Here is a 20,106-nt window from a genome sequence, read left to right as displayed (position 1 = left end):
GTTGGCTGTTTCAGGGGCGCGCACGAGTGCCCAAGGTACTTCACAAGTTCGAGGCTCTAATTACAAAACATCTCGGTCGATGGCGGAATCGTCGAGCAGGGGCGACGTGCCACCTGAAAGCAGCATGCCGATCAACTCGGCAGCGAGGAAGCTAGAGGTAATGCCATTGCCGCCATAACCGAACGCGGCGAAAATGTTCCTGCATCCAGGTACACCGCCGATCATCGGCAATCCGTCATCTGTGCTATCGAAAGCGCCTGACCAGCCGAACACCACCTGCGTCGATGCCCGCGGCACAAGGCCGAGAGATGTTGTTTAAGCGCCCTCACCTTTTGAGGTGTCGCGGCATTCCGCGCATCGGGCTCAATGAGCTCTCGGTCATCTTCCCCGCCCAAAATAATGCGTCGGTCAGCCGTTGTCCGCGCACAGTACCGGGTTTCGGTGGTCAATCGGTGGTCAGCCTACACTTCAGCCGCCTCGGCGTTTCGGTGCTTTTCGCAAAGACAACGAAAACGCCGCGCTCGCCAATTTTCTCAAATTGCTAGCCGAGCGCTATCCCTTCCTGCCTGAGGCGTGAGATTGCCTGCGTGCTCTTGCGAAGGCACGGTCGGTCCCCATGAAGCGCGCCAACATGGGGGCGATTAACTTGACGGGGTCACCGGCAGGCTGACTGCTTTCGAGCGCAAGCAGCTCGGCATACGCAATCAGATCGCGATGTACCTTTGCCGGAAGCTCATGCGTGACCTTGACCGGCTTATCGTCCGCGATCGCACCGAGCTTAAGTTTGGCCATGCTCTTAGCTCCTATACGGCTCAAGCACGAGATCGCGGTTCACAACGACCCGTACCGGAAACCCTGGACGTATGGTCAGTGTCGGCTGGATGTCGAGGCTACGCCGCACGATTTGCTGACCGGTTTGATTGAGAGAATCTCCCGCTGCCCGCCGCAGCGCCTGTATGATGGCGCTGTTGCTATTGTTGACGTCGCTCCCAGAATTCACTTCGGTCCCGACGGCGAGCAGAGTTGAGAGCGCGGCCGCGCCCAATAACTCCTTCCAGTGATTGTCGACTTGATCCTCAAGGCCAGAATACCCCGCAGCGTCGGCTCCCGGCTGCCGTTCCAGCACGATGGAGCGGCCGTTGGGCATGATCAGCCTGGTCCAGACTAGGAGCACACGCGATTGCCCGAATGCGACTTGGCTATCGTACGTACCTATCAGCCGTGCTCCCTGGGGAACTAACAGGACCCGGCCCGTAGGAGAATCGTACACCGCCTCGGTCACCTGAGCTGTGATTACGCCAGGAAGATCTGAGCGGACTCCTGTCAGCAGCGCACCAGGAATCACTGCCCCTGCTTGCACTACGAACGGCGATGCGGGTTTGACCAGACGATCGGGGCTCGTGGTGCGTCGATCGATCGCCGCATTCACGAACGCGAGCTTTCGGTCCTGGCCGTTCTGCGCGAACGCTTCGTCGGACGAGGCCGTCCCGCTCGTCGGAGCGTCATTCGGCGCCGTTGTTGCGGAGAGCGGCCGGACATTCGTTGAGGCGAACAGCTTGCTGGTGCGAGCCGCTTCGCTCTCCTGGTTCACGCGCTGTTGCTCGGCATCAACCGCCAGTGGACCAGTCTGCGCCTGCGCGGCAACGATCGGACGCCCCAGATCACCGGGCAAAGGCGGTCCCAACGGCGGCGGGATTGCGATGTAATCCCTTGGTAAGCCGGCAAGCTGGTCGGCGACACTGTGATGATCGGTCGAGTAGAGCTCTTCCGAAGCAGGAGCACGCTTCTTGCTGGGTTGCAGCGCCAAGAACACGGCTCCCGACATCACGACGATGAGTAGTGCGGAGCCGCCGATCAAGACCCTACGCGAGAGCCGCGTCACGTGTGGCCGCTCTGGGCGTAACTGGAAAGCTTTCGAAGCGTCGTCCTGCGCCCGCGACGGCACATTATTCTGGTTCGTAGGACCACCACTTGTGCCGCTCATGAGGACCTCCCATCGGCTCTGACGATACGCACCTTCTGCTGGTTCTCACCTCCCAGCCTCAACTCGGCAGCGGCGAACAGCCGATCGACGATCAGTAGGCTTCCGAAAGCGCGATAATTGACAAGCTCGGTCTTCCCGTCCTGCCCGATGACGAAAAGGGGTGGCATCTCACCCTGTCCGATGCCTGGCGAGAACTCGATGTAAACCTTGCGTCCGTCGTCGTAGGCGTTGATGGGACGCCAGGGCGGGTTGTCGCCCTCGATGGTGTAGCGATAGCGGCGTTGGGTCGGATCGGGGATGAACGGCGTTGGTGGCATGGTCCGGCCACGCGTGCGATCTTCGGGATAGAACCAGGTCACCGAAGGCATGTACGGCTTTTCGCGGGAACGCAGCTCGAGCAGATAGGTGCGCCGATCAGTGTTGACGACAAGATTTGTCGCAATTTCCGGACGGGTCGGCTTGACCAGGATGTGGACGCGGCGAGTATCCCCATTGCCGCTCTCGGTGTCGCCGACGACCCAGCGCACGGTATCGCCGGCGGCGACAGGTCCCGATCCGATCAATTGCTCACCCGGCTCGAGCGCTATGTCGGTGATCTGTCCCGGTGCGGCATAGATCTGATAGAGCGCGCCCGGGCTATAGGGAAACACCTGCACCGCGTTGAAATATGCCGCCTTGCGGGGCTGAACACGAGCCGCATCGTTGGCGATCTCGATCCTTTCGATCGGCTCCTTGGCTTCTTTCTGCTTGCCGCCGCGCGCCGGAGTCCAGGAGAGCGGCACGTGGAGCGGTCGCGGCCGATCGTCGCTCACCGTCGGCGGATCCGGAGGCGGCGGGATATCGTTGTCGTAGCTGATCTGTGGAGGCCTGAAGGTGGTGCATCCGCCGAGCGCGAAGACCGAGATCAAGAGGGCCGACGCCAAGCTTCGCGGCAACATTCCCGAGGTGTGACAAATGGAGGGCATGCTCATCCCAATTCCTTCGACCAGTTGATGGCGTTGACGTAGATGCCGAGCGGATTCTTACGCAGGCGATCGACGTCGCGAGGCGGCTCCAAGATGATCGTGAGGATTGCGCTCCACCGCTCCGTGGCGGCGATCTGGCCGTTTTCGTAGCGCCGTTCGATCCAGGCCAGGCGGAAGCTTTCTGGAGACGCTCTGATGACGCTGGAAACCTCGACGGCCACCTGGGTCTTCCCCACCCTGGCGAAGGGATCGTTGTTGCGCGCGTAGTCATTGAGGGCGACAGCACCGCGGTCCGTCGTGAAGTCGTAGGCGCGGAGCCAATCCTGGCGCAGCACGATCGCGTCCATGGGAAGGCCGCGAACATGCTCGATGAACCGGGATAGATGAAAGGCGATCTGGGGATCGCTGGGTTGGTAGAAAGCATCTGCGGGTGCGACGGCTCTCACTTCGCCTAGATGATCCACCTCGACCACCCAGGGGGTGATGGTGCCCCGTGCGGACTCCCAAGCAAGCGCGGCGGCGAAACCGGCGGACAGGAACAGAGAGCCGAATGCCATCAGACGCCAGTTTCTGGCCTGGACTCGCGCCGAGCCGATGCGGTCGTCCCAGACCTGAGCTGCTCGTTGATAGGGGGTGACCGGTGCAGGCGTGCGGCCATAGTGGACGGCCGATCGTTTGAACATGCTTTGACCTCAGGAGATGAATGGGAGCGGCAGATGGGTGATCGCAGGAATTAGCTCTCGCCCTGTGAGAGATCGACGGAAGCGCCACCTCCGCCGTGGTCGCCAGCGCGTACCGCCTGCGTGGCGCTTGAGGCTCCATGACTGATTGTTTGTGTCCGTTTCATGCGGCGCACCCAGGCAGGTGCTGTCTCGGACGATGCGGAATCGCCACCGCCTGCGCTGCCGCTCGGTCCCCCGGAGTGGACGGCAGCGGTACGTAGGGGGCTAACCGAAGCTGCTGTGGTTGCTTCGGTAGCGCCGGACTGACCTCCTGCACGGAAGGGGCTCAAGGTGGCGCCCGCAATGGCGCGGCTTCCTCCCACGGCACTTCCAGCCAGCGCGGCGCCACCGGATGCGAGCGCGGCTCCGGCCGCAACCACGCCGCCGGCCGCTAAGCCGGTGCCGACAGCGCTACCGGCGCCGAGCTGTGGTCCACCAGAAACGATCGCGTTGGCGATGCCGGGTCCGAAGATGCCGAGACCCAGCAATGAGAGCGCCCCCAACGCCAGTGCCATCGCGCTCTCAATGGTCGGCTGGTTACCGCCAAATCCCGCCGTGAACTGCGCAAAAAGCGTCGAACCAATGCCGACGATCACGGCCAGCACCAAAACCTTGACGCCGGAAGAAATCACGTTGCCGAGCACTCGCTCCGCGGCGAAGGCCGTCTTCCCAAACAGGCCAAAGGGAATCAGCACGAAGCCCGCCAGCGTCGTCAGCTTGAACTCGATCAGGGTGACGAAGAGCTGGATCGCCAGGATGAAGAAGGCGAGCAGGACGACGACCCAGGCGAACAACAAAACGACGATCTGGACAAAGTTCTCGAAGAAGCTGACATAGCCCATCAGGCTGGAGATCGACTCGAGGATCGGCCGCCCGGCGTCGAGGCCAACCTGCGCAATCCGGCCGGGACGCAAGAAATCTGCGGACGAAAGGCTTGTGCCGGAGGCTTTTAGGCCGAGGCCGGCGAAGCTTTCGAACACGATCCGCGCGAGGCCATTCCAATTGCCGATGAGATAAGCAAAGACGCCGACGAACAGGGTCTTCTTGACGAGGCGAGCGACGATGTCCTCATCGCCGCCCCAGGACCAGAACAGTCCAGCTAGCGCAATGTCGATCGCCGCGAGCGTGGTCGCGAGATAGCCGATTTCGCTGCCGAGCAGCCCAAATCCGGAGTCGATGTAGCGGGTGAAGGTTTCCAGGAACTGGTCGATGACACCGGTGCTGTTCATCGCTCATCCCTTCCGGATGTCGGCACGGAGGGGTAGCCGGACGGCAGACGGCTTTCGTCCTTCGGTGATGGTGGAATTGGGCTGTTAGCTGACGCTCCATCAATCACTTGCCGTGCACTGCCCTCTCTCTGGCTCAGGAATTGACGCCGTTTCTCGGCCCAGACCTTTCGACATTCGAGTAGTGCATCCTTCTGTTCGTAGTTGACGGTGCGGCACTGCCCGAGCTTGGATGCGAGAGGATCGGATTCCTGGGTAGCCGACGCAGCAGCGGCGGTCTGATCCGCGCCACCGCGCAACTGGAATGCGCAGGCGCCGACGGCCACGGCGAGGAGCAGTGCCGCCGCCCCGATCGGAATGTGGTCGAACCTGTCTGTCATCATCAGTGAAACATCTGCACGGTTGCGGGTTGATAACCTTGGCCCGAGTTAAGGAAGCGGCGGAGTTGCTCCCTGCCCTGGTCCTGTGCGACGGCGCGCTGCGCGGACTCCAAGCTCTGAGCTCGTCCCTGTGCAGCAACGACAGCGGTGAGATCGGCGAGCTGCTGGGCCTGCAATCCGAGGAGTTGGTTACCTGCCTGACTTGCCTGGAGTGCGCCGGTCGCACCTTGGCTTGCGGTCACGAGCGTCGACATTTGGGTTCGGTTGGTGTCGAGATTGCCGACGACGGAGGCCTGCACCCGCATCGCGTCTTGCAGTCCCGCGACCGCGTTCTGCCACCGCGCTTGCGCATTGGCGACCAGGGCCTGGTCCGACGAACTTGACGACGCCGGCGCATACGTCGTCGAGAACGCCCGATCGATCTGCTGGATGTCGTAGGCAATGCGCTGAGCCTGTCCGAGCAATTGCTGGGTCCGCAGAATCGATTGCTCGAGCTGCAGCAGGGACGAGAACGGCAGGATCGCCAGGTTCTTGCCCTGGTTGATCAGCATCTGCGCCTGATTTTGCAATGACGTGATCTGGTTGTTGATCTGCTGCAGGCTACGCGCGGCAGTCAGCACGTTCTGCGCGTAATTGTTGGGATCGAACACGATCCATTGCGCAGATGTCGGCTTGGGATTGCCGGCAAGAACGATAGCGATGGCGCCTGCCGCTACGACACGACGGACGAAACTCATGAGGAGGCCTCCAGATTGGTGAGATGTGGAATGAGATCGCAGGCCCATCCGATGTCTCGGGCTCTAAGCCAACCAGACACAAAATTCTCGCCGCCCTCTTCGATCAGCACCTTTTCGATCAGCGCCTGGTCGGTTTTCGAGGAGGCGGCGGTAAAGGCCAAAGCCACTTCGCCAAGACCAAGTTCAAACAGGCGGTTGCCGCGACGCGACTGGCAGTAATAGTCCCGCTTCGGTGTCGCGCGGGCGAGGATCTCGATCTGTCGGTCGTTCAGCCCAAAGCGGCGATAGATCGCGGTGATCTGTGGCTCGATGGCGCGGTCATTGGGAAGCAGGATCCGGGTCGGGCAGCTCTCGATGATGGCGGGTGCGATCGCTGAGCCGTCAATGTCCGCCAGCGATTGAGTTGCGAAAACTACGGAGGCATTTTTCTTGCGCAGTGTCTTCAGCCATTCGCGAAGTTTGCCGGCAAAGTCGACGTCGTCGAGCGCGAGCCACCCTTCATCGATGATGAGCAGGGTAGGCCTGCCATCGAACCGGTACTCGATCCGATGAAACAGGTATGACAGGACGGCGGGCGCAACCCCGGTACCGATCAATCCGTCGGTTTCGAAGACCTGGACCGAGGATTCGCCCAATCGCTCACTTTCGGCATCGAGCAACCGGTCATAGGGACCGCCCAGGCAATAGGGCTGGAGTGCCCGCTTCAATGGATTCGACTGCAAGAGGACGGAAAGACCTGTGAGGGTTCGTTCCGGAAGCGGCGCTGAAGCCAGCGACGTCAGGGCCGACCAGACATGGTCCTTGACCTCGGGTGTGACCTCGATCCGTTCGCGGGTCAGGATCGAAATGATCCATTCGGCAGCCCAGCCGCGCTCAGCGACATCGTCAATTCTCGCGAGCGGCTGGAGGGAGACGAACTCACAGACCTCTCCGGCAACGGCGCCGCCAAGATCGTGCCAGTCACCACCCATGGCAATCGCGGCCGCCCGGATCGATCCACCGAAATCGAAAGCGAAAATCTGCGAACCCGGATAGCGCTGGAATTGCAGCGCCATCAGCGCCAGCAGCACCGACTTGCCGGCGCCCGTCGGGCCGACGACCAAGGTGTGCCCGACATCGCCGACGTGGAGGGAGAACCGAAACGGGGTCGATCCCTCCGTCTTGCCGAAGAACAGAGCCGGCGCCTTGAAGTGACGGTCCCTCGCCTCCCCCGCCCATACCGCTGAGAGCGGAATCATATGCGCCAGGTTCAGGGTCGAGACCGGGGGCTGGCGGACGTTGGCATAGACGTGCCCCGGCAGGCTGCCGAGCCAAGCCTCGACCGCATTCACTGTCTCGATCATGCAGGTGAAATCACGCCCCTGAATCACCTTCTCGACGAGGCGCAGCTTTTCGTCGGCGGCACGCGCATCCCTGTCCCAGACGGTGACGGTCGCGGTGACGAAGGCCTCGCCGATCTGGTCCGTTCCCAGTTCCTGGAGCGCGGCGTCGGCATCGATGGCCTTATTCTGCGCATCCGTGTCGAGAAGTGCGGAAGTCTCGTTGGTCATCACCTCCTTGAGGATCGCACCAAGCGACTTCCGCTTGGCGAACCATTGACGACGAATCTTGGTGAGAAGTTTCGTCGCATCCGTCTTGTCGAGCATGATCGCCCGGGTCGACCAGCGGTACGGGAACGCAAGACGGTTGAGGTCGTCGAGGATCCCCGGTGTGGTCGCCGTTGGGAATCCCACAACCGTCAGGACGCGCACATGGGCTTCGCCCAGCGTCGGCTCAAGGCCGCCGGTCAGGGGCTGATCGGCCAGCAACGCATCAAGATACATGGGGATCTCTGGCACGCGCACCCGATGCCGCTTGGTCGAAACGGTGGAGTGCAGGTAGGTCAGCGTTGCCTCATCATCGAGCCAGGCGCATTCCGGCATAAATCCTTCAATGAGCTGGAGTATGCGGTTGGTCCGGTCGACAAACCCGCTCAGGACCTCTCTCGCGTCGGCGCCGACCGTGCGGCTGCTATTTTCATAGAGAAGACGCTCTGCCATCGCGGCGCCTTCCTCGGGCGGCAGGTAGAGGAACGTCAGGTAGTAGCTTGAGTCATAGTGGGCGCCCGCTTCCTCGAACTGCGCTCTCCGCTCCGCGTCGACCAGGGCCGATGCGACGTCGGGAAACGTGCTCTGTGGATAGGCGCCCGCGGAATGCCGCTGTGCCTCGACAAAGACCGCCCATCCAGATCCAAGGCGGCGAAGCGAGTTGTTCAGACGACCGGCGACTGCGACGAGTTCGGCCGGCACAGCGCTGTCGAGATCCGGTCCTCTAAACTTTGCGGTCCGCTGGAACGACCCGTCCTTGTTCAGAACAATTCCCTCATCGACGAGGGCCGCCCAGGGAAGGAAGTCCGCCAAGCGCGTCGTTGAACGTCGGTATTCGGCAAGATTCATCATGGGAGGACTCACAGGCTGAGATGACCGGGAATGCGAACGTGCCGGCGCACGACCTCGACGAAGGCCGGATCGCGCTTAGCGGCCCAGACCGCGATCATGTGACCGACGAACCAGAGCAGAAGACCCGCCAGCCAAAGTCGCAGCCCAAGGCCAAGCGCCGCCGCCAAGGTGCTGTTGAGGATGGCAACCGATCGCGGCGCGCCACCCATCAGAATCGGCTCGGTCAGGGCCCGATGCACGGGCGCGACAAATCCTGTGACCTGCCCCTCCATCAGATCACCACGCCGCCGCCGAATGAGAAGAACGACAAGAAGAAGCTTGAGGCGGCAAAGGCGGTCGACAGGCCGAACACGATCTGAACTAGCCGGCGGAAACCGCCTGACGTGTCGCCGAATGCCAGCGACAGGCCCGTCACGATGATGATGATGACTGCGATGATCTTGGCAACGGGACCTTCGACCGATTGCAGGATCTGGTTGAGCGGTTGCTCCCATGGCATGTTGGAGCCCGCGGCCCACGCGGGGACGGCAATCAGGCAGTACCCGGTGAATGCCCCGGTCGAAGGGATGATCCTTGCGCGAAACGAACGATAACTCATGGTTGATCTCCCATTGGTGCAAGGCTGTAGTCCCCGGAGGCCCCGAGCCCGGTTACACGGGCCAGTTCTGCAAGCCGGCGATCGGCACCACGGCCGACGAGCACGGCAATGACGTTGATGGTTTCGGCGATGAGGGCGCGCGGGACAGTGACGACGGCTTCCTGGATGAGCTGCTCGAGCCGACGCAAAGCGCCAAGCGCGGTTCCGCCATGAATGGTGCCGATTCCACCGGGGTGGCCGGTGCCCCAGGCTTTCAGCAGGTCGAGGGCCTCCGCTCCGCGGACTTCGCCGATCGGGATACGGTCAGGCCGCAGCCGTAGCGACGAACGGACGAGATCGGAGAGCGAGATCACACCATCCCGTGAACGCAAAGCGACGAGGTTCGGTGCCTTGCACTGAAGCTCTCGCGTGTCTTCGATAAGAACGACGCGATCGGCAGTCTTGGCGACTTCCGCAAGCAGCGCGTTTGTCAGTGTCGTCTTGCCGGTCGAGGTGCCGCCTGCGACCAATATGTTCTTACGAGCGGTGACGGCCACGCGTAGCGCATCGGCCTGGTCCGAGGCCATGATTCCGGCCGCGACGTAGTCATCAAGCGAGAACACGGCCACCGCTGGTTTGCGGATCGCGAATGCCGGGGCGGCGACGACCGGCGGCAGCAAGCCTTCGAAACGTTCACCCGTCTCGGGCAGCTCGGCCGACACGCGCGGCGCGCCGGCGTGGACCTCGTGACCAACATGATGGGCAACCAACCGGACGATGCGCTCCGCGTCGGAAGCTGACAGGCTCTCGCCGGTATCCATGAGGCCGTTTGATAGCCGGTCGATCCACAACCGGCCATCGGGGTTGAGCATCACTTCAACGATCGACGAATCTTCCAGAAAGCGTGCGATGGCGGGGCCAAGTGCCGTACGCAGCATTCGCGCCCCACGCGAGATTGCCTCCGACTGAAGAGAATGGATTGGCACCGCTGTCCCCCAACAACTGAAAGCAAACCAAGCGCCTCAGAGGGGGATTAGAAAAAGCAGAAAACCAATCAGCACAACGAGAGGCTGACTACGCTCGTGGCCTGGCGTAGGAAAAGAAAGATTGGGCCGGAGGAACTCAGAAATTTCACCTAGGCTCGTTTTAGTCCGAGAACGAATGATTTTAGCGACGGAGAACGGCGCGATGGGCCAACCGTGGTCATTCGAACGTCACGGTGCGGAGTGGGCTGCCGCAAGCAACTCATAGCTTTCAGACCCGTCCGCGGTTATTGATAGCGCGGTCGAGAACTATGCTCGTGAGCATACACCCACGTCGATCATGGTCCTGCAGAACGATCTCATCGCAGCAACGTCGGGTGACATCGCACGCAAAGTCAACGTTCGCCCTTTCCGCAAGAGCCTGCTCAGCGCGCTTTCGGCAGCCCGTCGAGTGTGGCCAAACAGATAACATCGTGAGCCTTTGCGGCGCCGGCGCCGTGGGCGCTCACGCCGAGCAGAGCGCCCCGTGCGAGGCTCGAACGGATTGGCAGCGTCGTGAGCACAACGTCCCCCAGCGCAGCGGCAAGAACACAGGTGAGAATAACGAAGACCGCCGTGAGATCAGGCGCGCCGCCAATATCCTCGGAAACGGCCATCGCAAAGGCCAACTATAACTTTCGCCTTCAGCAGAAGCCCGCGTCACTGCGTTGCTGCACTTCGCTCAAAGGGCTTATTTTCAGCGATGAACCTTGCGGCCAGCACCAAAGCGCCCATCGAAAATTCCTTTCCATGCGCAGCGATCATACGCTCCGAGAGTTCCGCCAACTCCTGAAAGAATTGATCCTTGCTTTCGGCTTCGTTGTGCGATCGAGTAGCTGTCATAACTTTGTCTCCTGATGATGCTGGCAACGCTCTCTGGCGTGGCACCGGGTCAACTATTTGAAAATGTACGGAGGAAACGTCACGATCGCCGCCTCCCCGTCGCTTGTTCCGAATGCAAGATGCTGGCCGTCGCTAGACCAACGCAGGGTGTGGACGGCGCCTCGACCAGGCGACCTGACGACCAATTCGTCGGATTGTCCGATCCTCGCGACCGCGACCATGCCGTCGGCGTAACCTGCCGCAACCAGACCACGCTCTGGATGAATATCCACCGTCTCGACGAGGACGAACCGGGCGCGCCCCGTAGCGAGGTTCGCCGGCTGATCGCTTTCGTCATCAAGGCTGGAAACGTCCCATGCGATCATCCGATAGGCTCCGCTCGTAACGAGGACGCGGGAGTCCGCGCTCCACGAAAGAGAGGCAACGGTTGCGGGATAGGTCGGAATCCGGACGATCCGCGCATCGGCAAGACGCACCAAAACAATCCCAGTTTTGCCGACTGACACAGCCAACCAGCTCCCATCCGGGCTCCACGACAAGGCTGAGACTGTGCCCAACTCAAATGAGGCGGAGGGCTCGGGTCGTGGCCCAAAGCTACGGACGAGCAGACGGCCGTCGGCTCCAATCGCAAAGCGCCGGCCATCCGGCGATACAGCCATTGCCGACGCATGCCCTCCGACCCGCTCTTGCAGCCAGGCGACCTCACCATTGGAATCGTAAAATATGATTGACCCGCCGGAAGCTGTCAGGATGCCCCCCGCCGATACCGGGGCAATCAGATCGATAGGCGCCCCGTTGCTCGAGACCACCCGTGTGACGCCGGACGCCGACACCCGAAGCAGCCGGCCGTGATCACTGGCGACGAAATCCGAGGCCCCGAGCGGAGCGAGGTGAAGCGGAGCATCGCTGATTATCACTTTCATCAATGGCGGCACTGGTTTCCGTCGCGGTGAAATCGCCGTCCGGCCGTCGTCGAGCGCCGCGCGACAGCGATCTTGCGCCGGCTCAACGTCAGTTAGCGGAGCTACCGCCAACGCTCCATCGGCGAGCGCGAACGCAACTCCCTGTCCCGCAGGATCGAAGGCCGTATTTGTAACGGCCGTACCCACAGTCCAATGCCGCCCAAGCAATTCATAGAGCGTCGCGATCTCTGCTTCCATCGTATCCATCGTCGCCTCTCGTTCGGATCGTCTCACCGGCAATCCACCTGTCTAGCTCTTCAAGACGCTGCTCCAGCGCGGCGCAATGAGCGTCGCATTCTGTCATTGCCGCATTCGCCTTTCGCAAGCGCTCGCGCGCATCCGCGAGGGTCCTGGCGAGCTCATGTGGACTGCCGGAGGCCGCAATCTCTTGCTCGATGCCCTGAATATCGAATTCGGCGCCGCCGCTAAGCTGACGGTTGAGCAGATTGCGCGATTGGGCGGCCGATATCTCCTGAACGACCCGCAGCCGCTGGGTCAGCATCTCGACAACGGTCAGGGGACCGGTGCTCATACATCAGTCTCGATCTGGACCAGGATCCGCTGCAGGCCACCCACGCCCGATGCAAAGTGGCGTTGCGCATCATTGATGTGAGATTCCAGCGAGTCCCATAGATCAACCCTCAGCAACCGCGATGGATCGCCAGCCATGGTCTCAAGCGCCTGCAGACCGAACTGATGCCGCAAACCAATGCCCTGCAAAACAAAATCCGTCAGTTCGCGCGCATGCGTTTCGATGAAAGGACGCAATAGCGGATGCGCGCCATAGCTGATGCCGCGCTTCGCGAGTTCGGTCTCGATGAACACCACGAAATGCCTAACCAGCAGATTTTGGCTTTCGCCAACCAAGTGCACCATGAAAGTTACGTCGCGGTCCGCACGCGAAAGGATCTCCGACGCGAGCGCCGCAGCGGCTAGCTCCTCTGCCCCCTTTTGTCCGTCCCAGACCGTCGCCATGCCCAATCCTGTCCTCAGGTCCGTGAACGATATTGATGCAATTTGCGATACAGAGTGGCACGCGAGAGCCCTAGCTTCTCGGCCGCGGCTGCAATGTTGCCGCCTGCATTTGCGACGGCCCTCTCGATGGCACGACGCTCCATATCATCGAAGCGAGCGATCTCTTCGCCCTCGGGTCTCGTGGTGCCATGCCCTGTCTGCAAGGCGCCCGGACTCGGCTGGGCCGGTGTTGCTTCCAGGAAATCCTCGGGCAACTCCCTGGCCGTAACCACGCCGGTGAGCGTCATCAGCACTAGGTTCTCGATCAGATTGCGCAGTTCGCGGACGTTCCCCGGCCAGCTATAACGCCGCAACATTTCCATTGCGGTTGCCTCGAAACGTAGCGGTTCGGTGCTATAGATCTCCGCGAATTGTCGGTTGAAATGATCGATCAGAATCTCGACATCACCCAAGCGCTCGCGGAGCGGCGGGATAGTGATCTTGACAACGCCGATCCGGAAATACAGGTCCTTACGGAAACGTCCTTCCGCCACTTCCTGCTTCAAATTCCGATTGGTCGACGCCACGAGCCGGACGTCCACCAGACGCGGCTTGTTGTCGCCGAGGCGGTACACCGCACGCTCTTCCAGAACGCGGAGCAAGTACGGCTGCAGATCCAGCGGCATCTCGCCGATCTCGTCGAGGCTGAGCACGCCGCCATTGGCAAATTCAAAGCGGCCCGGCTTTCCCTCTCGCGTCGCGCCGGTATAGGCGCCTGGGGCATGTCCGAACAATTCACCGCCAAGAAGCTCTTTCGAGACCGCACCGCAATTGAAGGCGACGAAAGGCTCCTTGCCGGTCTTCTGGCTGGCGGCGTGAACGAGACGAGCAAACAGTTCTTTGCCAACTCCAGTCTCGCCTTCGAGCAGAATAGCCGTCCGGCCGAGTGCCGCCCGCTCAACCTTCTCGACCACATCCTGCAATGCGTCGCTACATCCGACGATCGCTTCCTTGGCCGACATGATGGCTGCACGAGTTGCCGGCGACACCTGAGGCGCAGCGGAATTTATTCGTGGCCTCGATGCAAGCACGAGCATCGCTCCCTTCACAACCCCGTCGACTAACAGCGGCTCGATCCGCTGGTCGCGCAATTCGTCGGGCAACCCGCTAGCCAGCTCTTTGCCAAGAAGGCCTTCGTTGCTCGGAAGAAGCTGAGTTCCGATGGTCAAGTCGCGAGACTGCGCGATCCGCTGCCAGCGAACCGACGCCATGTCGTTGTGATGAACGACCCGACCGAAGCGATCCAGGATCACCACACCGTCCGCGCTGCCCATCCCCGGCATTCGAGAAATGCTGGCCTCGAGCAGCCGTATTCTTTCAAGGCGGATCTTTTCCGAGAGCGCGAGCTCGATGTGATTGGCCGCAATCACCGCCAGTGCGACGTTGTGCCGGTGAAAGATCGCCTGAGGTCCGGAAAAATCAATGATGCCAATGATGCTGCCGTCGATGGGGCTGCGAATGGGGCTACCGACGCAAGTCCAGGCTTTGATGCCTTCCGAAAAATGCTCGGCTGCATGGACATGGACCGGTTTTCCCGTGACCAGCGCAGTGCCGATGCCGTTGGTGCCGGTCACCGTCTCACCCCAGGCGGCGCCGACCTCGAGGCGAATATCGTGCCCTGCGTCAATCGTCCGCTGATCGCCTCCCACATCCAGCACGACGCCGTTCCTGTCGGTGATAACCAGCATCGTCGCGGCGTCGCCGAGCACTTCCGCGACGCGGCGGAACGTCTGAGCGCTCGAACCCAGCAAGTCATCATTCTTCAGACGCAGCTCGTAGAGATCGTCCGGCGAGGCCACGAGATTGCTGCCCTTGCAATGCGCATTGACCCCGGAGTTGACGCTGCGCTGCCATGATTTCTCGATGACACCTCGCACAAGCGCGTTCTCGCGCTTGAGGTCGCCAAACGTCAGAAAGTCTTCCCAGGCCCTATTGGTCTCTCGTTCATCATATGGCTGTCCCTGCTCCGCATCCGTTGCGTCCGGAATTTTGTAGCCTTCCAGGGAGAACGGCGGCTTAGCCATGAGCGTTTCCGTCAGCATTGGAGCACCATACCTAAGTTGGCAAACAACCCGATCGGCAGAAACGACCTGAACCGAACCTGACCGGGATCGTCATTCCCATAGGCCCGGCTCACGGAGATCATTCGGCGATTTTGGCGACGGCATCCAGGCCGAGACGGCCTGCGATGACTTGTTCCAAGCTCTGCTCGGACGTCTCGTCGGGCACGCTCACGCCCTCAAGATCGGCGAGGACTTTCCGGATTCCATCATCCAGCGGATCGAAGATCCCGTTCTCCCGCGTCGCCAGGGCGAAGTATCGCGATTGGCCCTTTCCACGCAGTTCGCCGACAAAATGGAGTTGCCGCCCCGACCCGAGATCCGCGATCACGACACGGCCGTTGAGGCTGATCCGCACGTAGGGTTCCGCCTCTCTTGGACGGCCCGGCGGCGTGTACCACAGCTTGCCTGATGGCTGGGGCTGCGGAGGAGGCGTGGGATTGCGCAACTCCTGCCAGCGCCCACCGGTCAGATGGTTGGCGAGCGCGTCGATCCTCGTGCAGTTCTTCTGAATGAAGTCCTTCGCCGCGGCCTCCTCGCGGCACGGACCGTCGCGCTTTGAAATGATGTGGACCATGGTCTCCTCCTTCCCCGGTCAGTCGGATGGCCGTGGAGGCTTGTTGTGCCGCCTCCTTCGGCGCATGCCGGAGCTTCCAAGATTGTAGCTCGTTCTAGATCATTGTCACCGCCCAATCACGCGATCGCGGAGCTCAAGCTGTCGCCACCATCTCGCGCGTCACGCCGGCCTTGAACACGTAACCGGACAGTGCGGCTCCGACGCACGGTGCCACGAAATAGAGCCACACCTGCGACAGCGCATCGGAGCCAGCGAACAATGCAGGGCCAAACGAGCGCGCCGGATTGACCGATGCGCCCGATACGGTGATGCCTGCGAGATGGATCGCAACCAAGGTGAGGCCGATCACCAAACCCGCGTAGACCGACGCCGCACCCTTTTGGGTTGCACCAAGGATCACGGTCAGGAACAGAAAGGTTGCCGCCGCCTCGAACACGAACGCGGAGAGTACGCCATACTGACCCCAGCCATTCTGGGCGAAACCGTTCGCTGCGACGTCGTAACCTCCGACCTTGCCTTCCGCGATCAGATACAGCACCGCTGCAGCTGCGATCCCGCCGATGAATTGTGCGACGATGTAGCCCGAGAAATCCCGCGGCGACATCCGACCGGCGACGAGCACGCCGAGGCTGACGGCCGGGTTGAGGTGCGCGCCCGAGATATGCCCGATCGAATAGGCCATCGCGACCACCGACAGGCCGAATGCAAACGCCACGCCCAGTAAACCGACTTCGGATCTCATGAAGATCACGGTCGCGCAGCCGAAGAACACGAGTGCGAACGTGCCGATGAATTCTGCAACATACTTACGCATGACTTCCCCTCCATGGTGATATTTCGATGCCGAGGCGCCCGATCCGCCCCTCTCCGCTCGCTCAGGTTTGCGATTGATCCGAGTATCTGGCCACGGTGTCCCGCGCGCCGGATCCGGCGCGGCGGAATACGGACCGCGCACACGTGCCTCATGCACGCCCAAGCTTCTCTGCCCCGCCGCCTAGGGCCGGCCCCTGTGTCGGATCGATGTACTCCGGCACGTCTGCAACCAACGTGTTGGTGGTCAGCACCAGCGTGGCCACGGAAGCCGCGTTTCGAAGGGCGGTGTATGTCACTCGGACCGGGTCGACGATGCCAGCCGAGACCATGTCGAGGAACTTGCCGTTGGCAGCGTCGAAGCCGACACCCGCCGGCGCGCGCTGCAAGTCGGCCACGACCTTTTCCGAATCATGCCCCGCGTTTCGGGCAATGAACGCGGCGGGACGGGATAGCGTCTCGCGCACCAGCTTGATTCCTTCGCCCAGGTCGCCATTGACGTTGCCGAGCGTGCGAGCAACCACCGGCGCGCACTGCGCCAACGCCGTGCCGCCTCCCGGCACGATGCCCTCTTCGGCTGCCGCACGCGCCGCGCTGAGTGCATCGTCGATCAACTGGATCGTCCGCTTCTGTTCCACTGGCGTGACACCCCCGGCGAAAATCACGGCTGTCCCACCTGAGAGCTTTGCGAGCCGCTCCTTGAGCTTGTCTTGCTCGATATTAGGTGGTGCCAGGTCGTATTGTTTGGCCACCTGCTGGCGCCGCGCCGCGATCGCCGCATCGTCGCCACCGCCACGAATGATCACCGTTTCGCGCGCGCTGGCCCGAACCTGCCGCGCAGTACCGAGATCGGCAAGGTTCGCCTCTTCCAGCCTGCCTCCAAGCTCGCGGGCGATCACGCGTCCGCCGGTCATGATGGCAAGATCGTCCATCATCGCCTTGCGCCAGTGGCCATAGTCGGGCGGATTGACCACCAGTACCTTGCCGCGGTTGCTATCGCCAAGCAGTGTGACGACGACTTCGGGCGCAATCTCCTCAGCGACTATCACCAGCGGCCGCCCGGTCGTGGCAACCGACGTACGCACCGCGGACAGCTCGCTCGGCGATTTGATCTTCAGGTCGGTCAGAAGGATGTAGGGCTGATCCAGCACCACTTCCATCTTCGCGACGTCCGTCACCATGTGATGGGAAATGTAGCCGCGGTCGAACGACATGCCTTCAACGACCTCGAGCGTCGTGCTGGTCGTCAACCCGTACTCGGAACTGATGATGCCGTCCTTGCCGACGCGCTCCACTGCCTCGGCGATTAATCCACCAAGATGGGCGTCGGTCGACGCAATCGTCGCCACCGCTTGCAGCGTTTTGCGATCCGATACGGTGATTGCCGAACTCTTCAGGGTCTCGACAACGACCTCGACGGCCCGGTCAATACCTTTACAGAGATCCACGGCCTTGGCGCCGCGTTCCAGGGCCGCAACGCCTCCTTGAATGAGACCGTTCGCGAGCACCATCGCGGTCGTCGTTCCATCGCCCGCGACTTCGTTGGTCTGCTTCGAGACCTCGCGCACCACCTGCGCGCCCATGTTCTCGAAACGATCCGGCAATTCGATTTCCGAGGCGATTGTAACGCCATCTCGTGACACGATAGGCGTACCGATCGGCCTGTCGACCATCGCGTTCATGCCCTTCGGACCGAGCGTCGATTCGATTGCAGCGGCAAGCTTCTGGACTCCGCGCGCAAGAGCGCGACGGGCTTCTACGTCATGCAGCAGAACTTTTGGCATCGCGTTTCACTCCCCACGTGGTCTGTTGTTTGTCAGGTCGGGCGGACTTGCTGACCGCTCCTTTTTCGGCACTCGCAGACGCGCCTCACGCGGGCGCGACGGTACGTTGTTCGGTAGCCCCATGCAGCCCGATGGTCCGCGCGGAACAACCACTGCCACAAGCCCCGCATGCAGATGTCCGTTCCGTACTGCTCCCGCCGAGCTCGCGATAACGGGCAGCAAGAAGACCCCTGCATAGTGAGCTGTTGAACTCCATATTGATCCGCACCCCCCGCAGCCGCTGCAGATACGGGGGCAGCTCGTGACGTCTGATGGTGTCGCCCTCGTAAGTGACGAAAGCGCGATCGTCGGGGAGATGAGCGAGGTGCCGTTGAAGCAGAAGCTCACGATAACGCAGTTTCTGACGCGAAACGTCTCCCGGCCCGAAGTCGACCCCATCGTAGGTGCCCATGGTCATCCGGCAGATCGCCGGATCCTCGTAACCCAGGCCGCGCAACGCCAGGATCATGAACTCCTGTCGCCGCTCGAACGCCTTCCGGCGAAACTTCTCGCGCAAGTCGTCAAGAGAGCCTCCAGGTGCAAACTCCTTGAGCGCGTCGGCGAATGACTTCCCCTCGCTGACGCCCTGGTTGATCTCCTGAGCGACCATGTGATCCCGGAGCTGCGGTCGCGCATGACGTACCCACGGCAGCGCTGACACCGCCTGACGCATGTCGTCGGCCATGAGGAATGCGAAGTTCGCCGAACACCAGTAGGTCGGCAAGCGAAAAACGATGTCGACTCCGCCATCGTCATGCACGGTGATGAGTTCGACGAACCCAAGGTCGGTCACGGACTCGTCTAGCTCGGGATCCGTGACCGTTGCGAGGCGTGCCCACACCTCGCTGGTCTTTCGGTCACGATATTGGAGGACCTCGCCCATCCTCATCACTCCGCTGCGACCGCGTGAGCTTTTTTCGCAAGCTTCGCCTTCTGTGCTTCGACGTCGACGCCATAAAGGCGCGCGGCGTTAAGACCCAGAATCTTCTTCTTGGCCTGCGGGGTGAGATCGACGCCGTGCTCCTGCTTCAGATCCTCGGGCAGCTCGAAGTTCCAGAACTTTTCGACCAGCCAACGGGGCGTCCAGATGGCGTAGTCACTGCCGAAAAGAAGCTTGTCTTCGCCGACCCAGAACAAGAGTTCGGAGATCACTTCGGCGAAATACCGCGGGCGGCCGTGAATGAACGGCAGCGCCACCGCCAGGCCACCATAGACGTTGGTCTCCTGCACCGCGATCCAACAGAAATCGTCAAGCCGCGGCAAGCCGCAATGCTCGATGATGAAATTCAGCCCCTGGAAGTCGGTGGCTGCGTGATCGACGTCGTGGACATCGAACGCATCCTTGTCCAGCGGGATGATCGTCGGCCCTTTGTGGACATGAATGTTCTTGATACCGAGCTTTTCGCAGAGCTCGAAGCAGCGATAGGCGTTGGGATCGGTGAGCTTCCAGCCCCGCGAATCGCCCTTCCACTCCGCCGTATAGAGCTTGACGCCCTTGATGCCGAACGTCTCCTTCATGTAATGGATGTACTCGAGCGCACGCTCTCCGTCCCGCGGATCAAACGCGCCATTGACGATGAAGCGATCCTTGTACTTCTTCGCCATCTCGGCGTTGCGGTCGATGGTGTTGAACCCGTTCTTGTAGAATTCCGTCAGGTAGGTCGACTGTACGATGGCCATATCGTTCGGGCCATCGACGAACAGGTCGCGATACATCTGCTCGGCGCTGTATTTCTCGAACTGCTCCTTCGGCCAGAGCTTGTCCTTCGGACTGAGCGAGGTGTGATAGGCGTAGAAGCAATCAATGAATTGCTTGCCGTGAATGTTGAGCTGGTTCGCCGGGCTGCCGTCCCAGAAATGGGTGTGACCGTCGATGACGAACACGTCCTCGCCAGAAGGGGTTATGAACATGATAGTCTCCAAAGTTTATAGGTGCTTTTTCATCGATGTCGGAAACGACCGACCG

General features: G+C 61.4%; 22 protein-coding genes and 1 pseudogene. All 23 read right to left on the bottom strand.

The genetic code is table 11. The features are described 5' to 3' along the window. Positions 1-60: 60 nt before the first annotated feature. The 23 genes and pseudogenes from Q2941_RS33180 to Q2941_RS33070 all read right to left on the bottom strand — a co-directional run bounded on the left by Q2941_RS33180 (position 61) and on the right by Q2941_RS33070 (position 20,051). Positions 61-273, bottom strand: a complete 213-nt coding sequence (locus Q2941_RS33180) for an FAD-dependent oxidoreductase (RefSeq protein WP_458195060.1) — start codon at positions 271-273, stop codon at positions 61-63. 279 nt (positions 274-552) lie between these two features. Next, complete coding sequence (locus tag Q2941_RS33175) at positions 553-792, bottom strand: DUF2274 domain-containing protein (protein ID WP_458195046.1); 240 nt, start codon at positions 790-792, stop codon at positions 553-555. 4 nt (positions 793-796) lie between these two features. After that, the gene (locus tag Q2941_RS33170) at positions 797-1,984 is read right to left on the bottom strand and encodes a TraB/TrbI/VirB10 family type IV secretion system protein (RefSeq protein ID WP_458195045.1); all 1,188 of its coding nucleotides are present in this window, start codon (positions 1,982-1,984) and stop codon (positions 797-799) included. Beyond that, a complete protein-coding gene (gene trbG / locus Q2941_RS33165) occupies positions 1,981-2,955 on the bottom strand; it encodes a P-type conjugative transfer protein TrbG (protein WP_458195044.1) in 975 nt (324 codons plus the stop codon). The genes Q2941_RS33170 and trbG overlap by 4 nt, the downstream gene beginning before the upstream one ends. Beyond that, positions 2,952-3,632: a conjugal transfer protein TrbF gene (gene trbF / locus Q2941_RS33160; protein ID WP_458195043.1), complete on the bottom strand. Its 681-nt coding sequence runs from the start codon at positions 3,630-3,632 to the stop codon at positions 2,952-2,954. The genes trbG and trbF overlap by 4 nt, the downstream gene beginning before the upstream one ends. A 50-nt stretch (positions 3,633-3,682) precedes the next feature. Then, positions 3,683-4,900, bottom strand: a complete 1,218-nt coding sequence (trbL, locus tag Q2941_RS33155) for a P-type conjugative transfer protein TrbL (protein ID WP_458195041.1) — start codon at positions 4,898-4,900, stop codon at positions 3,683-3,685. Further along, positions 4,897-5,280 carry a putative entry exclusion protein TrbK-alt gene (trbK-alt, locus tag Q2941_RS33150; protein WP_458195040.1) on the bottom strand — a complete coding sequence of 128 codons (384 nt, stop codon included), beginning with the start codon at positions 5,278-5,280 and terminating at the stop codon, positions 4,897-4,899. The genes trbL and trbK-alt overlap by 4 nt, the downstream gene beginning before the upstream one ends. Then, a complete protein-coding gene (gene trbJ, locus Q2941_RS33145) occupies positions 5,280-6,014 on the bottom strand; it encodes a P-type conjugative transfer protein TrbJ (protein WP_458195039.1) in 735 nt (244 codons plus the stop codon). The genes trbK-alt and trbJ overlap by 1 nt, the downstream gene beginning before the upstream one ends. Beyond that, complete coding sequence (gene trbE, locus Q2941_RS33140; RefSeq protein ID WP_458195038.1) at positions 6,011-8,452, bottom strand: conjugal transfer protein TrbE; 2,442 nt, start codon at positions 8,450-8,452, stop codon at positions 6,011-6,013. The genes trbJ and trbE overlap by 4 nt, the downstream gene beginning before the upstream one ends. An 8-nt stretch (positions 8,453-8,460) precedes the next feature. Further along, positions 8,461-8,724 (bottom strand): VirB3 family type IV secretion system protein, encoded by a 264-nt coding sequence (locus Q2941_RS33135; RefSeq protein WP_254107638.1) that lies wholly within the window; start codon positions 8,722-8,724, stop codon positions 8,461-8,463. Continuing rightward, positions 8,724-9,050, bottom strand: a complete 327-nt coding sequence (locus Q2941_RS33130) for a TrbC/VirB2 family type IV secretion system protein (protein WP_254107640.1) — start codon at positions 9,048-9,050, stop codon at positions 8,724-8,726. The genes Q2941_RS33135 and Q2941_RS33130 overlap by 1 nt, the downstream gene beginning before the upstream one ends. Next, complete coding sequence (gene trbB, locus Q2941_RS33125) at positions 9,047-9,967, bottom strand: P-type conjugative transfer ATPase TrbB (RefSeq protein ID WP_458195037.1); 921 nt, start codon at positions 9,965-9,967, stop codon at positions 9,047-9,049. The genes Q2941_RS33130 and trbB overlap by 4 nt, the downstream gene beginning before the upstream one ends. Positions 9,968-10,479: 512 nt before the next feature. Continuing rightward, a pseudogene (locus Q2941_RS33120) lies at positions 10,480-10,674 on the bottom strand (LrgB family protein); the annotation flags it as partial. Positions 10,675-10,711: 37 nt separating this feature from the next. Continuing rightward, positions 10,712-10,894 (bottom strand): hypothetical protein, encoded by a 183-nt coding sequence (locus Q2941_RS33115; protein WP_458195036.1) that lies wholly within the window; start codon positions 10,892-10,894, stop codon positions 10,712-10,714. Positions 10,895-10,947: 53 nt separating this feature from the next. Further along, positions 10,948-12,063: a WD40 repeat domain-containing protein gene (locus tag Q2941_RS33110; protein ID WP_458195035.1), complete on the bottom strand. Its 1,116-nt coding sequence runs from the start codon at positions 12,061-12,063 to the stop codon at positions 10,948-10,950. Then, the gene (locus tag Q2941_RS33105) at positions 12,026-12,388 is read right to left on the bottom strand and encodes a hypothetical protein (RefSeq protein WP_254107644.1); all 363 of its coding nucleotides are present in this window, start codon (positions 12,386-12,388) and stop codon (positions 12,026-12,028) included. The genes Q2941_RS33110 and Q2941_RS33105 overlap by 38 nt, the downstream gene beginning before the upstream one ends. Next, a complete protein-coding gene (locus tag Q2941_RS33100; RefSeq protein ID WP_458195034.1) occupies positions 12,385-12,831 on the bottom strand; it encodes a hypothetical protein in 447 nt (148 codons plus the stop codon). The genes Q2941_RS33105 and Q2941_RS33100 overlap by 4 nt, the downstream gene beginning before the upstream one ends. A 14-nt stretch (positions 12,832-12,845) precedes the next feature. Further along, complete coding sequence (locus Q2941_RS33095) at positions 12,846-14,894, bottom strand: sigma-54-dependent Fis family transcriptional regulator (protein WP_458195033.1); 2,049 nt, start codon at positions 14,892-14,894, stop codon at positions 12,846-12,848. A gap of 118 nt (positions 14,895-15,012) precedes the next feature. Continuing rightward, positions 15,013-15,507 (bottom strand): hypothetical protein, encoded by a 495-nt coding sequence (locus Q2941_RS33090; protein ID WP_458195032.1) that lies wholly within the window; start codon positions 15,505-15,507, stop codon positions 15,013-15,015. A gap of 133 nt (positions 15,508-15,640) precedes the next feature. Continuing rightward, a complete protein-coding gene (locus Q2941_RS33085) occupies positions 15,641-16,321 on the bottom strand; it encodes an MIP family channel protein (protein WP_254107649.1) in 681 nt (226 codons plus the stop codon). A gap of 148 nt (positions 16,322-16,469) precedes the next feature. Further along, a complete protein-coding gene (gene groEL, locus Q2941_RS33080; protein ID WP_458195031.1) occupies positions 16,470-18,101 on the bottom strand; it encodes a molecular chaperone GroEL in 1,632 nt (543 codons plus the stop codon). An 85-nt stretch (positions 18,102-18,186) separates the two neighbouring features. After that, positions 18,187-19,023: a metal-sulfur cluster assembly factor gene (locus Q2941_RS33075; protein WP_256575881.1), complete on the bottom strand. Its 837-nt coding sequence runs from the start codon at positions 19,021-19,023 to the stop codon at positions 18,187-18,189. A gap of 5 nt (positions 19,024-19,028) precedes the next feature. Further along, positions 19,029-20,051: an amidohydrolase family protein gene (locus tag Q2941_RS33070; protein WP_458195030.1), complete on the bottom strand. Its 1,023-nt coding sequence runs from the start codon at positions 20,049-20,051 to the stop codon at positions 19,029-19,031. Positions 20,052-20,106 lie beyond the last annotated feature (55 nt).

The sequence above is a fragment of the Bradyrhizobium sp. UFLA05-153 genome, assembly GCF_054185185.1.
This window is presented reverse-complemented; position numbering and strand designations above follow the sequence as displayed.

Bases quoted from the DNA above. Each gene is read 5' to 3' on its own strand.
- Q2941_RS33175 (WP_458195046.1), bottom strand. From the start codon at position 792: ATGGCCAAACTTAAGCTCGGTGCGATCGCGGACGATAAGCCGGTCAAG.
- Q2941_RS33170 (WP_458195045.1), bottom strand. From the start codon at position 1,984: ATGAGCGGCACAAGTGGTGGTCCTACGAACCAGAATAATGTGCCGTCG.
- trbG (WP_458195044.1), bottom strand. From the start codon at position 2,955: ATGAGCATGCCCTCCATTTGTCACACCTCGGGAATGTTGCCGCGAAGC.
- trbF (WP_458195043.1), bottom strand. From the start codon at position 3,632: ATGTTCAAACGATCGGCCGTCCACTATGGCCGCACGCCTGCACCGGTC.
- trbL (WP_458195041.1), bottom strand. From the start codon at position 4,900: ATGAACAGCACCGGTGTCATCGACCAGTTCCTGGAAACCTTCACCCGC.
- trbK-alt (WP_458195040.1), bottom strand. From the start codon at position 5,280: ATGATGACAGACAGGTTCGACCACATTCCGATCGGGGCGGCGGCACTG.
- trbJ (WP_458195039.1), bottom strand. From the start codon at position 6,014: ATGAGTTTCGTCCGTCGTGTCGTAGCGGCAGGCGCCATCGCTATCGTT.
- trbE (WP_458195038.1), bottom strand. From the start codon at position 8,452: ATGATGAATCTTGCCGAATACCGACGTTCAACGACGCGCTTGGCGGAC.
- Q2941_RS33135 (WP_254107638.1), bottom strand. From the start codon at position 8,724: ATGGAGGGGCAGGTCACAGGATTTGTCGCGCCCGTGCATCGGGCCCTG.
- Q2941_RS33130 (WP_254107640.1), bottom strand. From the start codon at position 9,050: ATGAGTTATCGTTCGTTTCGCGCAAGGATCATCCCTTCGACCGGGGCA.
- trbB (WP_458195037.1), bottom strand. From the start codon at position 9,967: ATGCTGCGTACGGCACTTGGCCCCGCCATCGCACGCTTTCTGGAAGAT.
- Q2941_RS33115 (WP_458195036.1), bottom strand. From the start codon at position 10,894: ATGACAGCTACTCGATCGCACAACGAAGCCGAAAGCAAGGATCAATTC.
- Q2941_RS33110 (WP_458195035.1), bottom strand. From the start codon at position 12,063: ATGGATACGATGGAAGCAGAGATCGCGACGCTCTATGAATTGCTTGGG.
- Q2941_RS33105 (WP_254107644.1), bottom strand. From the start codon at position 12,388: ATGAGCACCGGTCCCCTGACCGTTGTCGAGATGCTGACCCAGCGGCTG.
- Q2941_RS33100 (WP_458195034.1), bottom strand. From the start codon at position 12,831: ATGGCGACGGTCTGGGACGGACAAAAGGGGGCAGAGGAGCTAGCCGCT.
- Q2941_RS33095 (WP_458195033.1), bottom strand. From the start codon at position 14,894: ATGGCTAAGCCGCCGTTCTCCCTGGAAGGCTACAAAATTCCGGACGCA.
- Q2941_RS33090 (WP_458195032.1), bottom strand. From the start codon at position 15,507: ATGGTCCACATCATTTCAAAGCGCGACGGTCCGTGCCGCGAGGAGGCC.
- Q2941_RS33085 (WP_254107649.1), bottom strand. From the start codon at position 16,321: ATGCGTAAGTATGTTGCAGAATTCATCGGCACGTTCGCACTCGTGTTC.
- groEL (WP_458195031.1), bottom strand. From the start codon at position 18,101: ATGCCAAAAGTTCTGCTGCATGACGTAGAAGCCCGTCGCGCTCTTGCG.
- Q2941_RS33075 (WP_256575881.1), bottom strand. From the start codon at position 19,023: ATGGGCGAGGTCCTCCAATATCGTGACCGAAAGACCAGCGAGGTGTGG.
- Q2941_RS33070 (WP_458195030.1), bottom strand. From the start codon at position 20,051: ATGTTCATAACCCCTTCTGGCGAGGACGTGTTCGTCATCGACGGTCAC.